At 60.4% G+C, this 19,987-nt stretch carries 19 protein-coding genes and 6 pseudogenes; 12 read left to right on the forward strand and 13 right to left on the reverse strand.

Annotated elements, in window-relative coordinates:
• Positions 1-445: 445 nt before the first annotated feature.
• Both ACFSQT_RS01460 and ACFSQT_RS01465 read right to left on the reverse strand, forming a co-directional pair.
• Positions 446-1,015, reverse strand: coding sequence for a type II toxin-antitoxin system VapC family toxin (locus ACFSQT_RS01460; RefSeq protein WP_379016699.1), 570 nt, complete (start codon positions 1,013-1,015; stop codon positions 446-448).
• Positions 1,005-1,295, reverse strand: coding sequence for a hypothetical protein (locus ACFSQT_RS01465; RefSeq protein ID WP_120017802.1), 291 nt, complete (start codon positions 1,293-1,295; stop codon positions 1,005-1,007). Before ACFSQT_RS01465 ends, ACFSQT_RS01460 begins: the two co-directional genes overlap by 11 nt.
• A 285-nt stretch (positions 1,296-1,580) precedes the next feature.
• Here ACFSQT_RS01465 and ACFSQT_RS01470 point away from each other — a divergent pair, with 285 nt between their 5' ends.
• The gene (locus ACFSQT_RS01470) at positions 1,581-2,714 is read left to right on the forward strand and encodes a site-specific integrase (protein ID WP_379016700.1); all 1,134 of its coding nucleotides are present in this window, start codon (positions 1,581-1,583) and stop codon (positions 2,712-2,714) included.
• Positions 2,715-2,756: 42 nt separating this feature from the next.
• Here ACFSQT_RS01470 and ACFSQT_RS01475 read toward each other — a convergent pair whose 3' ends face one another.
• Positions 2,757-3,275, reverse strand: coding sequence for an RES family NAD+ phosphorylase (locus tag ACFSQT_RS01475; protein ID WP_379016701.1), 519 nt, complete (start codon positions 3,273-3,275; stop codon positions 2,757-2,759).
• On the reverse strand, positions 3,272-3,661 hold the full coding sequence (locus tag ACFSQT_RS01480) for an MbcA/ParS/Xre antitoxin family protein (protein WP_120017836.1): 390 nt from the start codon (positions 3,659-3,661) through the stop codon (positions 3,272-3,274). The genes ACFSQT_RS01475 and ACFSQT_RS01480 overlap by 4 nt, the downstream gene beginning before the upstream one ends.
• Before the next feature lie 123 nt (positions 3,662-3,784).
• Between ACFSQT_RS01480 and ACFSQT_RS01485 the strand changes: the two are divergent.
• Positions 3,785-4,724, forward strand: a pseudogene (locus tag ACFSQT_RS01485) (tyrosine-type recombinase/integrase).
• 36 nt (positions 4,725-4,760) lie between these two features.
• Here the strand turns inward: ACFSQT_RS01485 and ACFSQT_RS01490 are convergent.
• The 4 genes from ACFSQT_RS01490 to ACFSQT_RS01505 all read right to left on the reverse strand — a co-directional run bounded on the left by ACFSQT_RS01490 (position 4,761) and on the right by ACFSQT_RS01505 (position 6,962).
• Positions 4,761-5,165: a type II toxin-antitoxin system VapC family toxin gene (locus tag ACFSQT_RS01490; RefSeq protein ID WP_379016702.1), complete on the reverse strand. Its 405-nt coding sequence runs from the start codon at positions 5,163-5,165 to the stop codon at positions 4,761-4,763.
• Entirely contained in the window at positions 5,162-5,395 is a 234-nt protein-coding gene (locus ACFSQT_RS01495; RefSeq protein WP_109670799.1) for an AbrB/MazE/SpoVT family DNA-binding domain-containing protein, read from the reverse strand. The genes ACFSQT_RS01490 and ACFSQT_RS01495 overlap by 4 nt, the downstream gene beginning before the upstream one ends.
• A gap of 752 nt (positions 5,396-6,147) precedes the next feature.
• A complete protein-coding gene (locus ACFSQT_RS01500; RefSeq protein WP_120017799.1) occupies positions 6,148-6,687 on the reverse strand; it encodes a GNAT family N-acetyltransferase in 540 nt (179 codons plus the stop codon).
• Positions 6,684-6,962 (reverse strand): type II toxin-antitoxin system TacA family antitoxin, encoded by a 279-nt coding sequence (locus ACFSQT_RS01505; protein ID WP_120017798.1) that lies wholly within the window; start codon positions 6,960-6,962, stop codon positions 6,684-6,686. Before ACFSQT_RS01505 ends, ACFSQT_RS01500 begins: the two co-directional genes overlap by 4 nt.
• 423 nt (positions 6,963-7,385) lie before the next feature.
• Here ACFSQT_RS01505 and ACFSQT_RS01510 point away from each other — a divergent pair, with 423 nt between their 5' ends.
• The 5 genes and pseudogenes from ACFSQT_RS01510 to ACFSQT_RS01530 all read left to right on the forward strand — a co-directional run bounded on the left by ACFSQT_RS01510 (position 7,386) and on the right by ACFSQT_RS01530 (position 11,372).
• Positions 7,386-8,489: an ATP-binding protein gene (locus ACFSQT_RS01510; protein ID WP_465264320.1), complete on the forward strand. Its 1,104-nt coding sequence runs from the start codon at positions 7,386-7,388 to the stop codon at positions 8,487-8,489.
• A 308-nt stretch (positions 8,490-8,797) separates the two neighbouring features.
• Positions 8,798-9,862 (forward strand): annotated as a pseudogene (locus ACFSQT_RS01515) (tyrosine-type recombinase/integrase).
• Positions 9,783-10,079, forward strand: a complete 297-nt coding sequence (locus ACFSQT_RS01520; protein ID WP_379016705.1) for a type II toxin-antitoxin system prevent-host-death family antitoxin — start codon at positions 9,783-9,785, stop codon at positions 10,077-10,079. Before ACFSQT_RS01515 ends, ACFSQT_RS01520 begins: the two are co-directional and overlap by 80 nt.
• Positions 10,076-10,502, forward strand: a pseudogene (locus tag ACFSQT_RS01525) (PIN domain-containing protein). Before ACFSQT_RS01520 ends, ACFSQT_RS01525 begins: the two are co-directional and overlap by 4 nt.
• A 396-nt stretch (positions 10,503-10,898) precedes the next feature.
• Positions 10,899-11,372 carry a hypothetical protein gene (locus tag ACFSQT_RS01530; RefSeq protein ID WP_379016706.1) on the forward strand — a complete coding sequence of 158 codons (474 nt, stop codon included), beginning with the start codon at positions 10,899-10,901 and terminating at the stop codon, positions 11,370-11,372.
• A gap of 130 nt (positions 11,373-11,502) precedes the next feature.
• Here the strand turns inward: ACFSQT_RS01530 and ACFSQT_RS01535 are convergent, their stop codons facing one another.
• Together ACFSQT_RS01535 and ACFSQT_RS01540 are read right to left on the reverse strand one after the other, a co-directional pair.
• The gene (locus tag ACFSQT_RS01535) at positions 11,503-11,853 is read right to left on the reverse strand and encodes a helix-turn-helix domain-containing protein (protein WP_378924543.1); all 351 of its coding nucleotides are present in this window, start codon (positions 11,851-11,853) and stop codon (positions 11,503-11,505) included.
• Positions 11,850-12,188 (reverse strand): type II toxin-antitoxin system RelE/ParE family toxin, encoded by a 339-nt coding sequence (locus tag ACFSQT_RS01540; protein WP_378924545.1) that lies wholly within the window; start codon positions 12,186-12,188, stop codon positions 11,850-11,852. Before ACFSQT_RS01540 ends, ACFSQT_RS01535 begins: the two co-directional genes overlap by 4 nt.
• 634 nt (positions 12,189-12,822) lie before the next feature.
• Here ACFSQT_RS01540 and ACFSQT_RS01545 point away from each other — a divergent pair.
• The 4 genes and pseudogenes from ACFSQT_RS01545 to repC all read left to right on the forward strand — a co-directional run.
• Positions 12,823-13,412, forward strand: a pseudogene (locus ACFSQT_RS01545) (ISAs1 family transposase); the annotation flags it as partial.
• 394 nt (positions 13,413-13,806) lie between these two features.
• The gene (gene repA / locus ACFSQT_RS01550) at positions 13,807-15,012 is read left to right on the forward strand and encodes a plasmid partitioning protein RepA (RefSeq protein ID WP_378924547.1); all 1,206 of its coding nucleotides are present in this window, start codon (positions 13,807-13,809) and stop codon (positions 15,010-15,012) included.
• Between the two features lie 66 nt (positions 15,013-15,078).
• Positions 15,079-16,080: a plasmid partitioning protein RepB gene (repB, locus tag ACFSQT_RS01555; protein ID WP_379016708.1), complete on the forward strand. Its 1,002-nt coding sequence runs from the start codon at positions 15,079-15,081 to the stop codon at positions 16,078-16,080.
• Positions 16,081-16,240: 160 nt separating this feature from the next.
• Positions 16,241-17,440 (forward strand): plasmid replication protein RepC, encoded by a 1,200-nt coding sequence (gene repC / locus ACFSQT_RS01560; protein WP_379016710.1) that lies wholly within the window; start codon positions 16,241-16,243, stop codon positions 17,438-17,440.
• Positions 17,441-17,475: 35 nt separating this feature from the next.
• Here repC and ACFSQT_RS01565 read toward each other — a convergent pair.
• The 3 genes and pseudogenes from ACFSQT_RS01565 to ACFSQT_RS39740 form a co-directional block, all read right to left on the reverse strand.
• Positions 17,476-17,633 (reverse strand): annotated as a pseudogene (locus ACFSQT_RS01565) (integrase); the annotation flags it as partial.
• A gap of 183 nt (positions 17,634-17,816) precedes the next feature.
• Positions 17,817-18,179, reverse strand: coding sequence for a hypothetical protein (locus ACFSQT_RS01570; protein WP_147377708.1), 363 nt, complete (start codon positions 18,177-18,179; stop codon positions 17,817-17,819).
• A gap of 107 nt (positions 18,180-18,286) precedes the next feature.
• Positions 18,287-18,479 (reverse strand): annotated as a pseudogene (locus ACFSQT_RS39740) (integrase); the annotation flags it as partial.
• A gap of 502 nt (positions 18,480-18,981) precedes the next feature.
• On the opposite strand from ACFSQT_RS39740, the gene ACFSQT_RS01575 reads away from it, so the two are divergent.
• Complete coding sequence (locus ACFSQT_RS01575; protein WP_379016878.1) at positions 18,982-19,986, forward strand: DUF1403 family protein; 1,005 nt, start codon at positions 18,982-18,984, stop codon at positions 19,984-19,986.
• Position 19,987 lies beyond the last annotated feature (1 nt).

Raw genomic sequence — 19,987 nt, forward strand, 5'->3', positions numbered from 1 at the left:
GCCTCCGGACAGGTCGAGCAGGACGCCGAAATTCACGCCTCCGGGCGACATCGCGCGCATGCTTGTGCGGCCAGATGATTCGGGATTTTTGGGCCTGTTTCAGCGGGCAGGAACCCCGTGCGCGACCTACCGCCATTTTTGATTTTTGAATCGGTTTTCGTGAGACTGCGTGCATGCCGTCCACGCCTGTGTCCCCCAAACCATTGATTTGCAGGCACTTGCTTCGCCGAAGGCCTGCACGCCGGTTGTCACGCAGTCTCACGAAAACTGAATCAAAACGCGCTGCCAGACCCTTTTTCTGTCACGTAGTCTCACGATTTCCGATTCACTCCCGGATCCGAGGGTCGACACAGGCGCTGGCACCCGCGGGGTGGAGGGATCCGCAAGACATCCGCGCGCAACAACCGGACCACGTCTGAAGCTGGCGCGAGCGATCTGAAAAGCTCTAGCACCGGTAGAAGATCACCCGCACCGATGGCACAAGCTGGTTGAGGTAATCGAAATCCCGGATATTGCCAGTCAGGACCGTCGCCCCGAGCAAAGCGGCCTGGTGGAAGATCAGCGCATCGTTGAGAAAGCGGCGTTCGTGCCCCTGCCCCGTCGGCAGCCGGGTCAGCCGGAACAACAGCCCGGCAAGCATGCCGGCGCGTCCCCACGCGATGGCGTCAGGAGCATGAAGCCGATGCGCCGGAATGTCCTCGATCGTGTCCTCAACCACCTTCAGGACCGCCTTCGTCGTGGCGTGGGCCGGGTCGAGTCGACCAAAGACATGGGTGAGTTCGGCAAGGCAAACCGCCGAGTGGTGACAGAGCCGATAGCTGAGAAGCTCATCGACCGCTTCGGGCGAGCGTCCCTGCAGGACGTCCAGATAGACACTCGTGTCAAGCAGAAGGACGCCGCCAACAGGCGGCTCGTCCCCTGCCCAGGACAGCGCGGAATCCGCTCGCCGTTCGAGCCCGGCGGTTCGCGCTTGGGGCTTGAGGGAACGCAGCGCGTTCCGCAGATCAAACGCCAAGATCGATGTCCGCGGGGATGCTGCCTTTGCGACCCACAAGGCGGGGGCCGAAGTCATCCTCAAGGGCCAGCCGCGACAAGGCAAGCTCGAGGAGTTCGGTGTCGGAGCTGACATGAGCGCGCTTCTTTGCTGCCTCGATCAGTTCCGACGACACCCTGCCTGAGAGGCGCGTGTTCTTGGCCGCGCCGAGAAGGCCAACCGCCCTCGCCTGTTCGAGTGTCAGGCGATTGCGGGTGCGAGCGGCCCGTTCGTCGTTTTCGGCGGCGGCGCGTGTGGCCATGATCGTTCTCCGGACGTTGAACGAAATATAAAGACTGTTGAACGCGTATGCAAGCCGGGTCGCCTGTTGGCAGCGTGGCCGCGACCTCACACTTGTGCCGCAGCCCGCGACGGACCGGACGGAGCTTGCGCGGGCAATGGCCCGTGCGACGAGCAACAAAGTGCTGCGCGTTTTGCATGTGATCGTTGGTGGACAAATCGGCTCGCAGATCGCACCTTGGGTCGCACAGAATCGTACGCCATGACATTCCCGGTAACGAGATTGATGGGCAATCCCCGCCATTTTATGAAACACACCGATCCGGCCGATACCGATGATTTGCCGGACATTGTCGATCTCGTGATGGAGATGGGCCATCCGACGCCGCATGAACCGCGCGGTGGCGAAGAGGCAGCCCCCTCCCCTCCCCTGCCGGTTCGAGCAAAGGAACAAGACCGGTTGCCTGGGCATCTCGAGCGCCTGGCGGAGCGCGCCCGCGATTATGTCGAAGCGGCGAGCTCAGCCAACACACGTCGCGCCTATGCCTCGGACTGGAAGCATTTTTGCGCCTGGTGCCGTCGCCAGTCTTTTGAGCCGCTGCCTCCGGACCCGCAGATCGTTGGGCTCTACATCACGGCGCAGGCCTCGGCGCCAGGAGCAGGCAAAAAGTCGGTGTCGACGATCGAGCGCCGCCTGTCCTCCTTGACCTGGAACTATACGCAACGCGGCCAACCGCTCGATCGCAAGGATCGCCATATCGCCACCGTGCTGGCCGGGATCCGCAACAAACACGCCTCCCCTCCCCGGCAGAAGGAAGCCGTGCTGCGCGACGATCTGATCGCCATGCTGGAGACCCTTGACCGCGGCACGCTGCGGGGCTTGCGCGACCGCGCCATGCTGCTCCTGGGCTTCGCGGGCGGCCTGCGGCGCTCCGAAATCGTCGGCCTCGATGTCGGCCGCGACCAGACCGAGGATTCTTCGGGCTGGATCGAGATCCTGGAAAAGGGCGTTTTGGTCACCTTGCGCGGTAAAACCGGCTGGCGCGAGGTCGAGATCGGCCGTGGTTCCGCCGACGCCACCTGTCCGGTTGTCGCGCTGCAGACCTGGCTGAAGCTGGCGCGCATCGCCCACGGACCGCTGTTTCGACGGGTGACAGGGCAAGGCAAAGCTGTCGGCGCCGAGCGGTTGAACAGTCAGGAGGTGGCGCGACTGGTCAAGCGCTCAGCATTGACCGCCGGCGTGCGTGGCGATTTGTCGGAGGGCGAGCGCGGTCAGAAGTTCTCGGGGCACTCATTGCGTGCAGGGCTGGCATCCTCGGCCGAGGTCGACGAGCGCTATGTGCAAAAACAACTCGGCCATGCCTCGGCTGAAATGACTCGCCGCTATCAGCGCCGGCGCGATCGTTTCCGTGTCAATCTCACCAAGGCCAGTGGACTGTAGGATGCAAGCGCCCTCCCCTGCCCTTCGGATGCCGAGAATGCGTTATCGCCAGGATAGTTGGTCCTTCGGTAACCGCCCACTCGGGTCGAATACGGTTACCTTGTACGGCAGATCCGGACCCCAGTCCCAAAGGACCAGGTTGCGATCCTCCATCTCGGCGCTCGGCGCGAAACTTGGGACCACAATGCCGGCAATATTTCGAGACCGCAGCCGGTCGTAGATGGACCAGGACGCCGGGCGCTCTCCGTCGCTGAGAGCAGTCGCCCAGGCACAGGCCATCTCTTCGAGCGTCACAGAAAACTCTCCCCTCCCCTCTTGCGTTGTCAGATCCGCGATGTCGTCACAATCAATCTCATAGGAGCAAAGCACGCACGGATCGATCCGCTGTGCGAAGCCCTGGTTGGCTTCCTTGATCGCAGTCATGATGGTCAGTGCCAGATAGAGTGCCGGCACGCCTTTGGGATTGAATCGGGCGCCTCGGATCGCCGCTCCTTCGCCGGAAGTCGGCTTGAATGCCCAACGTGGATCGTGTGCGCGGTAGCAGGTTCTGACGACCCTCACGCAAACCCGCCAACGGCCATGTGATCGAGATAATCACGGACCGCTGCGGCCTTGCCGTCCTTCACCAGCGCCTCAGCGGTGCGTCCGCCAAATGCTGGAAGCGGCTGAGCCCGATACCAAGCCATCGCCTGCTCCTTGCCACCCGCCCAATCCGTCACGCGGCTGATGATCTCGAGCATTTCCCGCAGACGCCCCTGGGTCTTTACCGTGGTGCTACGCTCTGACCGGTAAAGGGTCTCGCGCGCAAGACCGGCAGTCTGGGCTAACTGGCCTTTGGACATGCCAAAACCGTCCGCGACCTGCTCGATCGCAATCTTCCCATTCCGGTCCATGTAGGACAAGATGAGAGGTCCGTTCTGCTCTGGGATCTTGAGTGCATGGGCCACGGTATTCACCATACCATATCGAGAGTCATATTTCTTGTGCAAAAGATATGGCACTTGTCGGCAGCTTTCAAGCCTAGGACCGAACCAATTTAAGCTGCTGCCACCGCCCTAGCACGCACACGGATTGAGCCGACCGCGCGCGATTGTGTCGAGGCAGAGCGTTCGGCAAACACCCGTCGCGCCTATGGCGCCGACTGGAAGCATTTTTGCGCCTGTTGCCTGCGGCAGTCGTTTGATCCGCTGCTGCCGGATCCGCAAGTTGTCGGCATCTACATCATGGCCCTGGCCTCGGGGTCGCACAGGGACAACAAGTCGGTGTCGACCATCGAGCGCCGCCTGCGTCGCTGACCTGGAACTATTCACAACGCGGTCAACCGCTCGACCGGAAGGACCGGCATATCGCCACCAGTGCTCGCCGGCATCTGCAACAAACACGCCTCCCGCCCCGTCAAAGGATCCTGCGCGAGGATCTTCGCCGTCCTGGGAACGCTCGACCGCGGCACACTGCGTGGTCTGCGCGACCGCGCCATGCTGCTTTTGGGCTTCGCCGGCGCCTTGCGCCGCTCCGAAATCGTCGACCTTGATGTTGCGGGCGATCAAACCGAGGACGGCCGCGCTCGATTGAATTCTTTCCAGACATGGGCGTGCTGGTTACGTTGCGGGCAAGACCGGCTGGCGCGAGGTCGAAATTGGTCGCGGCTCGTCCGACGCCGCCTGCCCGGTCGTCGCCTTGTAGGCTTGGCTGAAGCTGGCCCGTATTGCGCATGGCCCCTCCCGCCGCGTCACCGGTCAGGGCAAAGTGTTGGGAGCCGATCGGCTGAACGGTCAGCAGGTGGCGCGGCTGGTCAAACGCGCGGCCTTGCCGCCGGTGTGCGCGAGATCTTTCCGAGCGCGGCCAAAGGTCTTCTAGCCATCCGCTGCGCGCAGGCCTCGCGTCCTCCGCCGAGTTGATGAACACTATGTGAGGAAGCAGCTTGGCCACGCCTCGACGGTGATGACACGCAAGTACCAGCGCCGGCGCGATCGGTTCCGGGTGAATCTGACCAAGGCGAGCGGACTGTAGGGCGAAAGCCCCTCCCTGCCTGACCCGATGGGTCGCTCAGCTGTTCGGCGTGATCAGTTTCAATGATGGAAAATAGGTGCGGTAGCGGCCGACGTCGCGGGTCAGCAGCGGCAGACTGCTAACGGCAGCATGGGCGCCAATGACGAAGTCGGGTAGCACGCCGGTGCGCGACCCGCCGGACTTGCGATACTGCGTAAATACCTTTCCAGCGAGAAACAGGGCGGCGCGCGGCATCGGAGCGATTTCGAGACCCGCCTCATCGACAAACGCGTCGAGGTCTTCGATGCGGTCATATCGAACGGCAAGCTCGGCAAAGACAGCATCGTTGATCAATAAAGGTCCATTGAGGCCTGCTGCCTCAAGCTGCGCGACCGACCAATCCGCCCACTTGGGATCATCTGTGACCAAGTCGAGCAGAACGTTGGTGTCGACGAGCGTCACGCTTCGCCACGCGTCAGCGCCATGATCGCGTCGGTATCGAGCCCCTTGCCGGCATGGCCACGCAATTTGGCGAAGCGGCTCGCCGGCTGCTTCTTGTCGGCGCGTGCAAGCACCACGCTACCGTCGGCGGCGCGGACGAAATCGACCTTGCTGCCTGGAACGATACCGAGAAGGTCGCGGACCGGCTTCGGGATGGTCACCTGTCCCTTGGCTGTAACTGTAGTGGTCATGTTCACACCAATTGTAATGCGACAGGTTTTGAAGGTATTACCCTGGACGCCGTTTTTCAATCCCTGGCTGGCCGAGATCGCAGCTCGCACCCTAATGCGGAGGCGGTGCGGCTGTCTGCCTCTTGGGCCAAGAACTGGTCGACTGTGCGGGAAGGCTTGGCCTGGACCCGTAGCTAACACGACTGGCGTGATAGGAAACGTATGTGCGTTTTCCCTCGAGTGGGGGGAAGCGTCCGCAGTTTCATGACTTGGCGTCCGCCGCAAACTTGTGACGATTTATGACATCAGGGACGCGCTTTTCGACCGGCAATGCTTGTCAACTGACCGGAATTCGTCAGGCTTGATGCCCTTTTTGAGTCGGTTTTCGTGAGACCACATGCATGGCGCCGATCCGGGCTCTCCTTAAGTTGCTGATTTTCCAGATCTGTTGATGCGGATCTCCGGCCGTCTGGCTTTGTCACGCAGTCTCACCATTTCCGATTCACGTGCCGATGCAGGCCGCCGGAGAGTGCGCCCCAACCAGCCTCGAAGCCCCGGAAAACCTCCCTGCAGGGCGAGGCCAGTCCGAAACTGGCCCACTTTGTGCGCTTTCGGCCATGGATGGGCATAGGACGCGATCTGGTGCTCTTTCGCGGCCTTTGGGCGTTCGCACCCCAGAAAGCCGCTCCACGGCCATCCATGAGGCTCGATAAAACACGCCTGCAACTGCTCGGTTGATCGCAGCCGTCGATATTGTACAAACGGCAGTGCGTTCAAAGATGACCCGCGGCCCGTAAATCCGCCGCGAACGTCGACAGATGAATCACCAACCGCAAAGGCTGGCCTTGGGGCTGGCCCTGCAGGCGCTCGGCCCCGAAGGAGGCGTACCAATCGGCGGCGCGCTCGTTCTTGGCGTCGATGATCAGAAGGATGCCGCCGCCCTCCGTCACCAGCCGCAAGCAACGCCTGGCGGCGGCAGCCAACAGCTGACCACCCAACCCCTGCCCCGCGACCGACCTGTCTGTGGCGATACGCGCCAGGAGAAAGCCCGGGACGTCATGACGCGCCAATCCCCTGGTCATTCGCGCCGGCACGGCCGCATGGTCGACAGCCGAGGGCGCGATCGAGTAGAAGCCAAGGATGCGCCCGGGCCGCGCCGTTTCGATCGCGCAATAGGTCTTGGCGGCGTTCTGTTCGTGGCTCTGGCGTGCGTACCGGGCCAAAAACGTATTCATGTCCGCCTCGCCGCAATCGAAGCCAGTCCGATCATGTTCTTTCGAGATCGGCTCCTCATGCCATGCCGGAAGGCTCATCGGTCACGCGGCAACGCGGCGATCGCAGCGCGCAGTTTTTCGTTCGGCGCAGGCGGGTTGTCCATGAGCTCCAGGATGCGCAGGAAATCCCGCTCAGAGACCTCAATTTTTTCGGCGCCCTCGATCACCGCTTCGGCCTCGCGCAGGGCCGCGCGGGTGACGAATTCCGTCAAATCCGTATGCGCAAGCGCTGCCGCCCGCATCAGTGTCGCCTTTTGCCGCGCCGCTACCCGCAGGTTCATCCGTTCATTCGCTTCAACCGCAGCCCGGGGCATAACAATCTCCTTCACTCCTGCTATTGCCAATGTAGCTAAACGGAGTCATGAATGTCAATATATGTGTATTGAAGGCGTACAAAGCAGCTCCCAGATACTCCAACCAGTAGCCAGATGACCAGCCGCGCGAACCGGCCGTTGCCGCTCGCTTTTGACGGCCAAATCACGCTAGAATCCCCATCCTGACCAACGCAGACAACCCAGCCCAGGATGATCTTCCGGACATCATCGATGTGGTGATGGAGATGGGACGGCACGTAGAGAAGGCCGAAATGCCCCCTGCCCTATTTTCGTCCGCAGCAGGAAAATGGGCGTCCGAGGGTCCTTGCAAAATGAAAGTGAAGTTTGTAATTTGCAAGGATGATTTCTCGCAGGGTCCTACCGTTGGTCAGGCAAGCGCTCGGACGACAGGCGGCTGTCGCTTTGATCGGCCCGAGACAGGTCGGCAAGACTACCCTCGCATTGGAAGTCGGCGGGGAGACCGGTGCGCTTTACCTCGATTTGGAGTCGCGCGAGGATCGAAACAAGCTCTCGGACCCCGTCCTCTTTCTCAAGGCCTACGAAGATCGTCTGGTCATTCTCGACGAGATCCACCGTGTGCCGGACTTGTTCCAGGAACTGCGCGGCTTGATCGATCAGGGCCGCCGCCGGGGACGCCGCAGCGGCAGGTTCCTGCTGCTGGGCTCCGCATCGATGGACCTGCTCCGCCAATCCGGCGAAAGCCTTGCCGGCCGTATCGAATATGTCGAGATGACGCCGCTCGATGTCCTGGAAGTTGGAGCAACGGACACCGAGCGCCTATGGCTGCGCGGCGGATTTCCGGACAGCTTTTTGGCAGCCTCCGATGCCGACAGCCTGGCGTTCCGGCGCAGCTTCATTCGAACCTACCTCGAACGCGATGTCCCGCAATTCGGACCACGTATTCCCGCACAGACGCTGGAGCGGCTCTGGACCATGCTCGCCCACAATCAGGCTGGTCTCTTGAACGCTTCGCGGCTGGCGTCCGGCCTGGCCGTCAGCGCACCGACCGTGACATCCTACGTCGATCTTCTCGTCGATCTTCTCCTGGTGCGAAGGCTTCCTCCATATCACGCCAATACCGGCAAGAGACTTGTAAAGTCGCCAAAAGTCTATGTGCGCGACAGCGGCGTCGTGCACGCGCTGTTGGGCATCGAAGATCTCAATGGCCTTTCCGGGCACCCCGTTGTCGGGGCCAGCTGGGAGAGCTACGTCATCGAAAATCTTCTCTCCTTAGCGCCTGCGCGTACAGTGGCCAGTTTCTATCGGACCGCCGCCGGCGCCGAAATCGACCTGCTTCTGGCTGCGCCCGGCAAACGTCCCTGGGCGATCGAGATCAAGCGCAGTCTGGCGCCGAAGGTTGAAAAGGGCTTTCACCTGGCTTGCGAGGACGTCAATCCGGCGCGTCGCCTCGTCGTCTATCCCGGTGCCGAAAGCTTCCCTCTCAAGGATGGCGTGGAGGTGAAGAGCCTAGGCGCTCTCGCAAAGGCTGTGGTGGATCTTGCCTGACGGAGGCGGTGAATTCTTCGCTTTCCTCCCCACGAAACTACTACCGCCTCAACCGGATGCGCACGTCTAACCCCCATCCTGGCGCCCGTTCGTTAAGCAATGCTGCCATCGATATCGGTCACCGAAAATGCACTTGTCCTCGCCTCAACCACCTTCCAGGACTGGGCTGAGTCGAGCCGAACAAAGACATGGGTGAGTTCGGTATCCCGATCCTACCGGCCATCCTGCGGTGGACAAATCAGTCCGTTGGTCTCAGGCTAGGATGCAGAGAATCGCGCCGCCATGACATTACCACAGACGAGATTTTGATGGGCAATGCCCGCCATTTGATGAAGCACACCGATCCGGCCGATGCGGGCGACTTGCCGGACATTGTCGATCTCGTGATGGAGATGGGCCATCCGACGCCGCATGAACCGCGCGGTGGCGAAGAGGCAGCCCCCTCCCCTCCCCTGCCGGTTCGAGCAAAGGAACAAGACCGGTTGCCTGGGCATCTCGAGCGCCTGGCGGAGCGCGCCCGCGATTATGTCGAAGCGGCGAGCTCAGCCAACACACGTCGCGCCTATGCCTCGGACTGGAAGCATTTTTGCGCCTGGTGCCGTCGCCAGTCTTTTGAGCCGCTGCCTCCGGACCCGCAGATCGTTGGGCTCTACATCACGGCGCAGGCCTCGGCGCCAGGAGCAGGCAAAAAGTCGGTGTCGACGATCGAGCGCCGCCTGTCCTCCTTGACCTGGAACTATACGCAACGCGGCCAACCGCTCGATCGCAAGGATCGCCATATCGCCACCGTGCTGGCCGGGATCCGCAACAAACACGCCTCCCCTCCCCGGCAGAAGGAAGCCGTGCTGCGCGACGATCTGATCGCCATGCTGGAGACGCTCGACCGCGGCACGCTGCGGGGCTTGCGCGACCGCGCCATGCTGCTCCTGGGCTTCGCGGGCGGCCTGCGGCGCTCCGAAATCGTCGGCCTCGATGTCGGCCGCGACCATTGCGAAGCTTTGCCGGATGTCAGCCTAGGAAGTGCTCAATCGTGTGGGCCAGACGGCTTTGGCCGCCGGCGTGCATGGCAATCTATCGGGGGATTTCCCTGCGCGCCGGCCTTGCGTCCGTGGCCGAGGTCGATGGTGCATGTGCAGAAGCAGCCCGGCCACGCATCCGTAGAGATGACGCGCAAATACCGACGCCGGCGCGATCGGCTCCGTGTCAATCTCACTAAGTCGAGCCAGACTGTAACGCTGCAGAAGCGCCCTGTCCTGCCCTGTTGCTCTAGCGCATGGCGCGGACTATATAGTCATGATAGTCATCGTGGTTATAGAGGGCAACGTGCTATCTGCACCCCAAGAGGATCCCAGCTGGACCGTTGCTCGGGCTAAGGCTCGACTGTCGGAGGTGATTGAGCGCGCGCAGTCGTCGCCACAAACGATCACGCGCAACGGAAAACCAAGCGTCGTTGTCGTTTCAGCTGAGGAATGGCAGCGCAAGACCGCACGCAAGGGCACGCTTGCGGAGTTCCTGCTGGATTCGCCCTTGCGCGGCGCCGATCTGGACCTCGAACGGCTACGCGACGAATCGCGTGACCTGCCGTTGTGAGGCTCCTGCTCGACACCAACGTGCTATCTGAGGTGACAAGGCCGTCTCCTTCTGCGCGCGTTTTGGAGTGGCTGGATAGGCTCGATGAGGATCGCTCGTTCATCAGTGTCGTGTCGATCGCCGAGATTCGGCGTGGCGTAGTTCTCATGGACGAGGGATGGAAACGAGAAGCCCTCGCCGACTGGCTGGCTCGGGACTTGCCGATGCGCTTCGAGCAGAGGCTTTTCTCCGTAGACGAACCCGTTGCCCTGGCCTGGGGCGACCTGATGGGGCTGGCGAAGCGCCGCGGTCGTGGGCTCTCGTCGATGGACGGCCTGATCGCCGCGACGGCGGTTGCGAAGAACCTCCTTACTTCTGGCGACGCGCAACACCAAGGATTTCGAGGGTTTTGGTATCGATCTCTTTGATCCGTGGATTTCGTGAATCGCCCTGAACCATAGATCGTTCGCGGGCTGACTCGCAAAGGGGAGGGTGGTTTGCTTTCGTATCGCCTGCTGCAAAATCACGCCGGCCTCTTGCTGATCTCAGACTATACTATCCCTCTCTGCGCTGGCTGCATGAGGTTGTGCATGACGTCAAGAACGCGGCCCGTTCGTGACAAGGAGGGAATGTTTCTCGGCTTGGCGTATGATGTACGCAAAGCTTATGAGCGTCAGCGTGAAATCATTCAGCCTCCTCCGCATTATGAAGAAAATCAGGGTCCGCTATGAGGTAAAATCCTATGGCCGGTTCTGCTGCTTCAACGAAGAATTCTGCGGCCTTCACTCGCCTATCTTGACCATTCTGCCAAGACACGGGGCCATCGCCTAGCGGAAGTGAATGACCAAGTGGTTTTCGCGAAAACAAAACTTCCCAATATCCCCGCAGATCGGCAAGACCGATCATGAACGCAGCGGTCGTGGAGAGTGCAGCATGTTGGAAGGTCGATTTCTCAAGCGCCTGAAAAAGAAAGCTCGGAAGGGACACCGGGGATGGCCAATTGCGACCATCGCCTTCTATGGTCCGAACCTGCGCCAAGCGACAAAGGTCGCAGTTGGCATCGTGCCATCCGCGAATGAAGAGGTCGAAGAGTTGCACGACTGGAAAGTAGATCATGGCGACGTCCGCGCCGACCCCGGCATTGCCCGCGAGATACTTGAATTTATCGAGAAGCATCAGGTGCGGTCAGTCACGATGACCGAGGGCATTATTGGGTGCCCTCACGAGGAAGGAATCGATTACGAAGGCGAATGGTGTCCAGTTTGCGAGTTTTGGCACGGACGAGATCGCTTTACGGGGCAGAGGATCCATTAAAGTGGGCATGAGGGGTGCTTGCCAAGCGAGAAGCCGAGCTACGCCATTCTCGCAATTAACTGCCCAACATGACGGAAACAACCGCATTCTTGCAATTAAGATGCAATGCGACAAAAGTCCCCTGCCCCGCTCAGTGCGTAGCGGCAGACGTCTGCTTGTTGTCGGAAACCTCGTCCTTGGACGACAAGGCGCGCAGCACGGCCTCGGGCTCCTTGTCCATGACGCGAAGCAAGGTGCGTGCAGCCCCGCTCGGCTGCCTCTTCCCCTGCTCCCACTTCTTGTAGCCGGAAGGGCTGGTTCCGAGCACGGTTGCCATCTCGTCTTGGGTAAGGTCGAGCTTCTTGCGAATGGCCTTTGGGTCGACTGCCCCGACATCTACGCTGTGTACCTCGATGCCAGGAACATCCTTGCCTTGCGCGTGCGCTAAAGCTTCCGACATGGCCTGGATCAGGTCGGCGCCGAATTTCGTCATCTCGCTCATGTCCTGCTCCTGTTCGCTGCTTTGATCGCTTTGGCGAATGCAGCAACCGCCTTGGCTTCATCGGGCTTCAGATCAACCTTTTCGTTCTTGCCGTACGCCAAGAGTGCATAGATCGGCGCGTCAGCACTGTACCAGTAGTAGATGACCCGTGCGCCGCCACGCTTGCCCTTGCCTTTGGCGGCGAAACGCATCTTTCGTACGCCGCCAGTGCCAGGGATCTCGTCACCGACCTGCGGATTGGCGGCCAAAAAGTCGATCAGCTCCTTTCGTTCATCCTCGCTGAATAACTCAGCCGCGTGCTTGATGAACAATGAGGTCTCGGCGACAGTCTGCATACCATTCCTATAGCCCAACGGGCTATATCTGGGGGACTACTCATCGGAAGTCAATGGTGGACCGCCCCAACACTGGGCTCTCTTCCGATCATGAACGGACACCGCGTGGCGGGACGAAACGAGCTCCTCTTCCGTCAAGAACCTCCGCGACCGTGCGAAGCGGAACGGCTTGATCTGTGAGGCGTGAGACGCGAGGATTGAACGATGAAGTGGCGCGAACGCAGTACCTATCGCGCACCCTGACATAGCCGGAATCGGCCAAAGAAATCGTAAACGCCGGAGCGCGCGTTCATGGATACCAGGATCATCGACAGCCGGGACGATTTTGCACAATGGGCGATCGAGCGGGCCTTGCGGTCCTGACCGATCTGGGTTCTGACCTGGCCACCGCCCCCCGCCCCGGAAACGAAGCCCCCAAATTGGTAGACTGCAAAGGCGCTGGGCCAGGCGATCGTCGATGCACTGCTCGACGCCTTCGACGGTCTCGCAGGCGACGAATGAGCGACCGGCTCGGGCCGCGCGGATCGCCCCAGCGACACCGGTGGCCGGTGCGCGGGCGCGTAGCCGTAACCTCTTCCTCCCCCAATATCCGAAAGAGGTTGGATGATATCCTGAACCCAACTCTCGGGTACGAGCTGCCTCAATCCGCTATGTCGACGCCGACTACCTGCTCGCGGTCACGGGCCACCAACCGACGCTGCGCGCCGAGATTGAGCGCTACTTCGACGATGCTCCCGCCGCCTGCCTCGACAGTGCCGTCGACTTCGACAAAGCCCATGGCCGTATCGAGGAGCGCGCCGTTACCGTCTCCCGCGAGACCGGCTGGCTTTCCGGCGTGAGGCGCTTTCCCGGCGAACTGCGCCTGCCCAACACTAAGACCATCATCCGCGTCCGAGCCCGCACCGAACTCAAGGATCGCTGCCGACACGACACCAGATGCTTCATCTCTTCAGCCCATCTCATCGCCGAGCGAGCCGCTCAAGCCGTGCGCGGCCGCTGGCTGGTCGAGAACGCCCTGCACTGGACGTTCGACGTCGCCTTTAACGACGATCAATCCCGCCTCAGAAAAGGCCATGGCGTGCACAAACATCGCCATCGTCCGCCACTTTGCCATCAACCTCCGTCTGAGCCTTGCCCGACAAGCACTCCCTTAAGCGCAGGCGAAAAGTGGCTGGCTGGAACCTCGACTATCTCGCATCAATCCTGGGAGAACTTATTCGTTAACCTGGATTCGGAGCCCCTGCCAGATCGAGGCTGGCGTCGATGTGGTGCAGTTTTTCGATTCCCGGTCCGGTGTGCTCGCCGAGGCGTCTTTCGGCATGGAAGGTTATATATGCTTAGTCGGCCGACTATTGTCGAATTTCCACAATAGGTTCAATGGGAAAGGAGAAAATCCGATGGGCGGAGGGAGCGACGGTAGCAAGGATATTCCGGGATTCGCCGAAGGGCGGCCATCTGAGAGTCTTGGGCGCCGAATTCGCACGAGGCGATACTGGATCAAACAGCTCCCGGTTAACTTTTCGTTAACCTAAAACTTCTTGCCGGAACGAACGAATCGGACATAATGACGGCAATTCGGCAAAACGAAGTCAATTGCCGTTATTTGAGGTTGAGACGGATGAACATATCCCCACCCCACGCTAAGGCACTGTTCGATGATGCGATATTGGCGCAGGGACGGGAGATTTCTAGGAAGTTGAACCAGCTTCGTCTGGAAACCTTCCCACCGAATGCGACCAAGACTCTCCGCCAGTTCTCCCTTGCGGAGGCAGCTTACTTCCTTGGAGTTTCAACCAGCAACCTGAAAAAGCTCCATCTCGAAGGCAAGGCGGTTGAGCCGACTATTCACTCTGGCGGCCGCCGCACGTATTCCGCTGAACAGATTGTGGAGTTGCGCCGTTGGCTCGACCGTAATGGCCGGGCTGACGTGAAGAAATATGTTCCTCACCGTCGGGGAGATGAGAAGCTACAGGTTATCGCTGTCGTCAACTTCAAGGGAGGCAGTGGTAAAACGACAACAGCGGCACATTTGGCGCAGCACTTGGCACTTACAGGGCACCGCGTCCTCGCGATCGACCTGGACCCGCAGGCATCACTTTCCGCATTGTACGGTCATCAACCCGAACTCGACAAAGAGCCGTCGATTTACGAGTCGATACGGTACGACGATGGAAGAAAGCCGATCACGGATGTGATCATGCCGACAAACTTCCCCGACCTTCATATCATTCCAGCGTCGCTTGAACTCCAAGAATACGAGTATGACACGCCACTGGCGATGCAGGATAAGAATTCAATCGCTGGAAAAACCTTCTGGAATCGCATCGAGACGGCGCTCAAGGAAGTTGATGAAAAGTACGATGTAGTCGTGATCGATTGTCCACCGCAACTCGGCTACCTGACGCTGACGGCGTTGTCCGCTGCGACCTCAGTGCTCATCACCGTGCATCCACAGATGCTCGACCTCATGTCGATGTCCCAGTTCCTTTTGATGCTTGGCGATATCCTCAAGACGATTCGGCACGCGGGTGGGGAGGTCGATCTCGACTGGTTTAGATATCTAGTTACTCGGTACGAGCCGACGGACATCCCGCAGGCCCAGATGGTCGGTTTCATGCAATCGATGCTCGCAAAGCAGATGTTGAAAAATGAAATGCTCAAATCAACGGCAATTTCGGACGCTGGGCTGACGAAGCAGACACTCTATGAAGTCGAGAAGTCGGGAATGACGCGGACTACATACGAACGCGCGATGGAATCCCTCGAAGCTGTCAATACGGAAATCAGGGATCTGATCCACGAAGCATGGGGACGCACAAAGTAGACGGCCGTCTAAAGAGGGCATTGTTGGCGTAATATCAGACGATTATCTCAATTCTGGAATGTGGAAATGGCAAGGAAGAATATCTTCGATAACCTAATGCGGACGGACGCAGCCGTCGAGATCGAAGGCGATGAGCCGACCTCGGGATTGCGCAAATTCGGAGCCGCCAAGTCCATTTCTTCATCGATCGACGAGTTGGCCAGGCAAGCGTCTAAGCTCGTCGAGGGCGAAACAGTCGTTGAAATCGATCCCGATCTGATCGAGGGTTCGTTTGTATCCGATCGTATGAGCTCCGACGATGAGAGTTATCAGGAGCTTTTGTTCGCGATCAAGGAAAGGGGCCAAGACACTCCGGTTCTCGTCCGACCTCATCCGGACGCGGGTGGCCGGTACCAGATCGTTTTTGGGCATCGCCGCGTCAAGGTTGCCAAGGAGTTGGGAAGGCCCGTACGTGCGGTCGTGAAGGCGCTCGCCGACATCGATCACATCATCGCCCAGGGGCAGGAAAATTCCGCACGAGCCAACCTGACCTTTATCGAGCGCGTGCTGTTTGCTCAGCGTCTATCGGATCTGGGCTATCCTCGAGACATCATCCAATCGGCCCTGTCCATAGACTATCAGACGCTTTCGAAGATGCTGACGATTCCGAAAGCAATTCCGGAAGCCGTCATCGATGCAGTCGGACCAGCCAAAGGCATTGGCCGTGACCGCTGGCTTGAGCTACGCAAGCTGATAGAGAATCCAAAAAACACTGCGGTCGTGAACGGCTTTGTCTTCAGCGAAGATTTTGCAGCGGCAGAATCCGATGACCGCTTCCACCTTCTCTTTAAGTTTCTTAATGGCGCGAGGCCGAAAAGGTCGGTGAAGAAAGCTATTGAGCCAAAGAATGGACGAACGTGGGCGCCGGAGGACAAATCTGTTACCGCGACCATCAAGAGTACCGGAAACGCGTTCAATCTTGCGCTTAAATCAAAGGACGCTCGTCGTTTCGGAGAATTTATTTCGGAAAACCTGGAAAGCCTGTACCGCGCTTTCAGGGAGTCCGAGAGCGTCAAAACAGGAGACTGAACCGCAAAAGAAAAAGGCCCCCGAACGTCACCGTCGCGGAAGCCCTTCTCGTATTCTGTAGCAAGGTCGAGAATCGCATTTTCGCGAATCACTGTCAAGAGTCTTAGGCGTCGATTCGGCGAGCAGGTTTCTTTTGCCTGATTGAAAGGCGAAGGAAAAAATGGAGACGGATATTGCAACGACGCCCTTTGGGCGGCGGCCGATGTCGCTTGCCATGTTGGCAGCACAGAATGGCTCGAAGGAAATCCCCAACGGCAAGGCCGTCGAGAAATGGCATGTCTACCGCAACCTTTGCGAGGGCAGGAGCATTGTTGGCGTCGGCGATCGCGCTCTGGCCGTTCTGAACGCATTGCTGTCGTTTTATCCGGACAGCGAGTTGAGCGAGGAGAACGGCCTGATCGTGTTCCCCTCCAATGCACAGCTGTCGCTGCGAGCCCATGGGATGCCTGATGCTACGCTCAGGCGGCACCTGGCAGCCCTTGTGAGCTGCGGCCTGGTCATCCGACGCGACAGTCCGAACGGCAAGCGCTATGCGCGCAAGGGGAGGGGAGGGGACATTGAGGAGGCCTTCGGCTTCTCTCTCGCCCCGCTACTGGCCCGTGCTGATGAGTTCGAGGCGGCTGCCGAGCGCGTCCGCGCCGACAACAAGGCCCTGAGGCTAATGCGCGAACGGATTACGCTGCACCGCAGGGATGTTCAAAAGCTGATCGAGGCAGCCGTGGACGAAGAAATGCCAGGCGATTGGGGCTGCCTGTGGCGGCGTTTCCGCGCTGTTGTGGAGGCGATTCCGCGTCGGGCATCCCTAGGTGAGATGGAGATGATCGTGGGCGGTCTGGCCGCGTTGCACGAGGAAGTGGACATCCTGCTGGAAAGCTTCATGAATTCCACGAATCCGAGCGGCAATGAGTCTCAAAACGAGCGGCAGCAATCATATTCAAATACCGACTCTATCTTTGAATTTGAACCTGCTTTGGAGAAAAGCACGGCGCGGGCAGAGCCAAATCCCGACGGGAAGCCGAAAGGCTATCCGCTTGGCCTTGTGCTGAAAGCGTGCCCCGACATTGTCGACTATGCCGTGGAGGGAATTGGCAGCTGGCGCGATTTCATGATCACCGCGGCCCAGGTCCGCGGATACCTGGGGGTCTCGCCGTCGGCTTACGAGGATGCTTGCCACACAATGGGCCAGGAGACGGCTGCCGTGGTGATCGCCTGCATCCTGCAACGTTCCCAGCACATCAACTCGGCCGGCGGATATCTGCGCGTGCTGACCGAAAAGGCGAGGGCAGGGGAGTTTTCGGTGGGACCGATGTTGATGGCGGCGTTGCGAACGAACGGGGTGACGGCAAAGATGACGGGTTGATCCGAGCGCGAAATTTTTGACGTTGCCGATGGTCGCTACACGATCAGCCGCGCCGAGTGCCCCAATTGCTGCTCGGCGTCGTTGTAATCGTGCGAGGACTGTTGCACGGCGCGGTGCTGGGGCTGTTGCATTGCCTCAGCCAGCGGGATCCCACGTCTGGCGGTTCCGTGAGAAAGCCAGAGCTCAGGCCATGGGGCACTGAACAGTTTGTGTCGGTTTTGCTTCCGGATTTCAATTGAAACGCTAGGCTGAAATTCCGCACGTCACGACTGCGCCAATTCGGCCTTGGGCGGGAGAGAGGCGTTTAGAGCCGCGACGCCTTGGTGAGGTTGGCCCGGAACCGATCGCACCGCCGAGCGGCAGTCTGCAAACCGCGCTATTTCTTGGTGGCCAGCGATTGCTTGAGGAGGACGATCTCCTTCAGGGAGATGGTGTGCAGTTGCTCAATCCGCTTTAGCTCGCCTTCCAAATAGGCATTTCGCCTGTCGAGCCGGGCGCGGTCTTCATCAAGAAGCTCAATTTTGAGTAACGCGTTACGTAAAGTATGCCGCTGCTCCTCGAAGAAGGCGCGTTCGACGATAAGCTGTGTCTCTGAATCGAACGCATCTTCGATGACACGCTGCACACGAACTGCCCTGCCGGCAGCAGCCAATCGCGCACGATAGGCGCGCTGTCGTTCCGCCGGCGTTAGCGCATCTGGTTGACGGGGGCGGCCACGCGGGTGTTTCGGTGTATCCATGCTTCTAGTTTAGCATAACGCGTTACGAAAACAAAGCCACCCCCTTGCTTCGCAACGTCACGGCTTTTGGTGAGAGGAAAGGAAGGTGATGTCAGAGCCCGACGCCTTTAGCGAGATTGGGCGCGCCGCCGCTGATATTTGCGCGTCATCTCGGCTGAGGCGTGGCCACGTTGTTTCTGGACGTAACGCTCCTCGATGTCAGCCGAAGGAGGCCAGGTCGGCGCGCAGCGAGTGTCCGGAGAAGAGCAGCCCACGTTCCTTTTCCGGGAGATCGGAGCGGACGCCAGCTGCGAGTGCGGTTTGCTCGAGATGCTTGCGGAGAGCGGCTCGACGTCGACGGTCTTGTTGTCCTTGAAGATTTGCCGGAAGAGGGGGGCCCTCTCCTGATGCGGCCGAAGCCGTTCGAGGGTGGCTGCAAGACAGGTCTGGTCAGCAACCATCCCGATCCAGGCTGCGACGAGAACGGCGCAGGCCGCCCGCAAAGCCCCAAGAGCAGGATTGCCCGATCGCGCAAGTCCCTCAGATCATGGCCGAGCATGTTGACCGTCGTCTTGATGCTGTCGCCGAGCGCGGCCTCGTTCTGCCGTGGCGGCTTTGCATGCTTTCCTGCGGATGCCGGGGAGCGCTGTCCATGGGCTGGCCGCGCCTGGGTAAAGTTCCAGGCAACCGGAGAGCCGCCGTTCGCGTCGCGACCGAGCGCGCAGTGGCGCCGTGTTTATCGGTCATAAAAGCCTGTCGACGAGCGCGGCGGTTTTGGTTCAAATTATTGTCAAAAGCGCCGCCGTGGTTCATCCTGTCGATAATGATTCTACGCCCGAAACCGTCCCGACCGCACGTTGTCGAACCTGCCCATGCCGAGCCGCTCGCACTCGCGACGCCGACGCCGGTGCCGTCCTGGCTGCGCCGGGCCGCACGGCAGCCGCAGACGCTGGAGGATGCCGCGATTATGGCCGGCGCCGCTATCGGCGCGCTCGATGCAGTCGTGCGCCGGCAAGAACGATGGGCTGGCGCCTGGCGGCAGCGGCTAGCGCTTGCGGCCGGCGCGGTGACGGCAAGACAAGCGGGCCGCGTCGAGGATGAAGTACCATTGCGCGATGCTGTGCTCCTGACCCGCCCCGGCGATGACGTCGGCCCCGCCGGCCGGATGTTTTTGGCCTGGCGTCGGTTGGCCACGCGGCCTACGGAGGAACTGCTGAGCGAGCCGGGCATCGCCGAGGTTCTGGACGATCTGGGTCTCGCACGCGACGATGGGACGGTATCCGATCTTTTGGATGACCTTCGGCAACTCGCCGGCGCCGAAGGGGTGGTCGCAATCCTGGGTGGGGCGCTCGCCAGCGCGGAACGGCATGGTGTTGGGCGCGCGGGAGCATGGTTCGCGGATGCGCTGCTGGCGCAACGGCTTGGCTGGGGCCATGCGGTGCCGTTGTTGGGCACGGAGGCCGAGCCGGGGGCGAAGCTCGCGCGCGCACGACGCCCGGGAACAAGTTTGGCGACTGGCGTGGAGCGCCAACCCGACCAGACCAAAGGACTGCTTTTCGCGCACGCGCGCGCCGCGCTGCGCGCCATCGATCTTTCCGCCGAGCTCGGACGCCGCGCGGATCGGCTGCTCGCGGTGGCGCCGAAGTTGCGCGCCCGGGCGTCGGATCGCGTCGTCGAAAAACTGCTGTCCGGCGACGCAATTGTCGCCTCGGAGAAGATCGCCGGCATGAGCGATCGCGGCCTGCGCCGCCTTTTCGACCGTCTCGTCGATCTTGGCGCGGTGCGCGAGCTGTCCGGCCGCACCACGTTCCGCATTTACGGGCTGTAGC

This window comes from Mesorhizobium calcicola, assembly GCF_042682105.1.
Taxonomy (GTDB): Bacteria; Pseudomonadota; Alphaproteobacteria; order Rhizobiales; family Rhizobiaceae; genus Mesorhizobium; species Mesorhizobium calcicola.

Excerpts from the sequence above, each read along its gene's own strand:
- ACFSQT_RS01465 (WP_120017802.1), bottom strand. The coding sequence starts at position 1,295 with ATGGCCACACGCGCCGCCGCCGAAAACGACGAACGGGCCGCTCGCACC.
- ACFSQT_RS01470 (WP_379016700.1), top strand. The coding sequence starts at position 1,581 with ATGAAACACACCGATCCGGCCGATACCGATGATTTGCCGGACATTGTC.
- ACFSQT_RS01495 (WP_109670799.1), bottom strand. The coding sequence starts at position 5,395 with ATGACCACTACAGTTACAGCCAAGGGACAGGTGACCATCCCGAAGCCG.
- ACFSQT_RS01500 (WP_120017799.1), bottom strand. The coding sequence starts at position 6,687 with ATGAGCCTTCCGGCATGGCATGAGGAGCCGATCTCGAAAGAACATGAT.
- ACFSQT_RS01505 (WP_120017798.1), bottom strand. The coding sequence starts at position 6,962 with ATGCCCCGGGCTGCGGTTGAAGCGAATGAACGGATGAACCTGCGGGTA.
- ACFSQT_RS01520 (WP_379016705.1), top strand. The coding sequence starts at position 9,783 with ATGATAGTCATCGTGGTTATAGAGGGCAACGTGCTATCTGCACCCCAA.
- ACFSQT_RS01530 (WP_379016706.1), top strand. The coding sequence starts at position 10,899 with ATGACCAAGTGGTTTTCGCGAAAACAAAACTTCCCAATATCCCCGCAG.
- ACFSQT_RS01535 (WP_378924543.1), bottom strand. The coding sequence starts at position 11,853 with ATGAGCGAGATGACGAAATTCGGCGCCGACCTGATCCAGGCCATGTCG.
- ACFSQT_RS01540 (WP_378924545.1), bottom strand. The coding sequence starts at position 12,188 with ATGCAGACTGTCGCCGAGACCTCATTGTTCATCAAGCACGCGGCTGAG.
- repA (WP_378924547.1), top strand. The coding sequence starts at position 13,807 with ATGAACATATCCCCACCCCACGCTAAGGCACTGTTCGATGATGCGATA.
- repB (WP_379016708.1), top strand. The coding sequence starts at position 15,079 with ATGGCAAGGAAGAATATCTTCGATAACCTAATGCGGACGGACGCAGCC.
- repC (WP_379016710.1), top strand. The coding sequence starts at position 16,241 with ATGGAGACGGATATTGCAACGACGCCCTTTGGGCGGCGGCCGATGTCG.
- ACFSQT_RS01570 (WP_147377708.1), bottom strand. The coding sequence starts at position 18,179 with ATGGATACACCGAAACACCCGCGTGGCCGCCCCCGTCAACCAGATGCG.
- ACFSQT_RS01575 (WP_379016878.1), top strand. The coding sequence starts at position 18,982 with ATGATTCTACGCCCGAAACCGTCCCGACCGCACGTTGTCGAACCTGCC.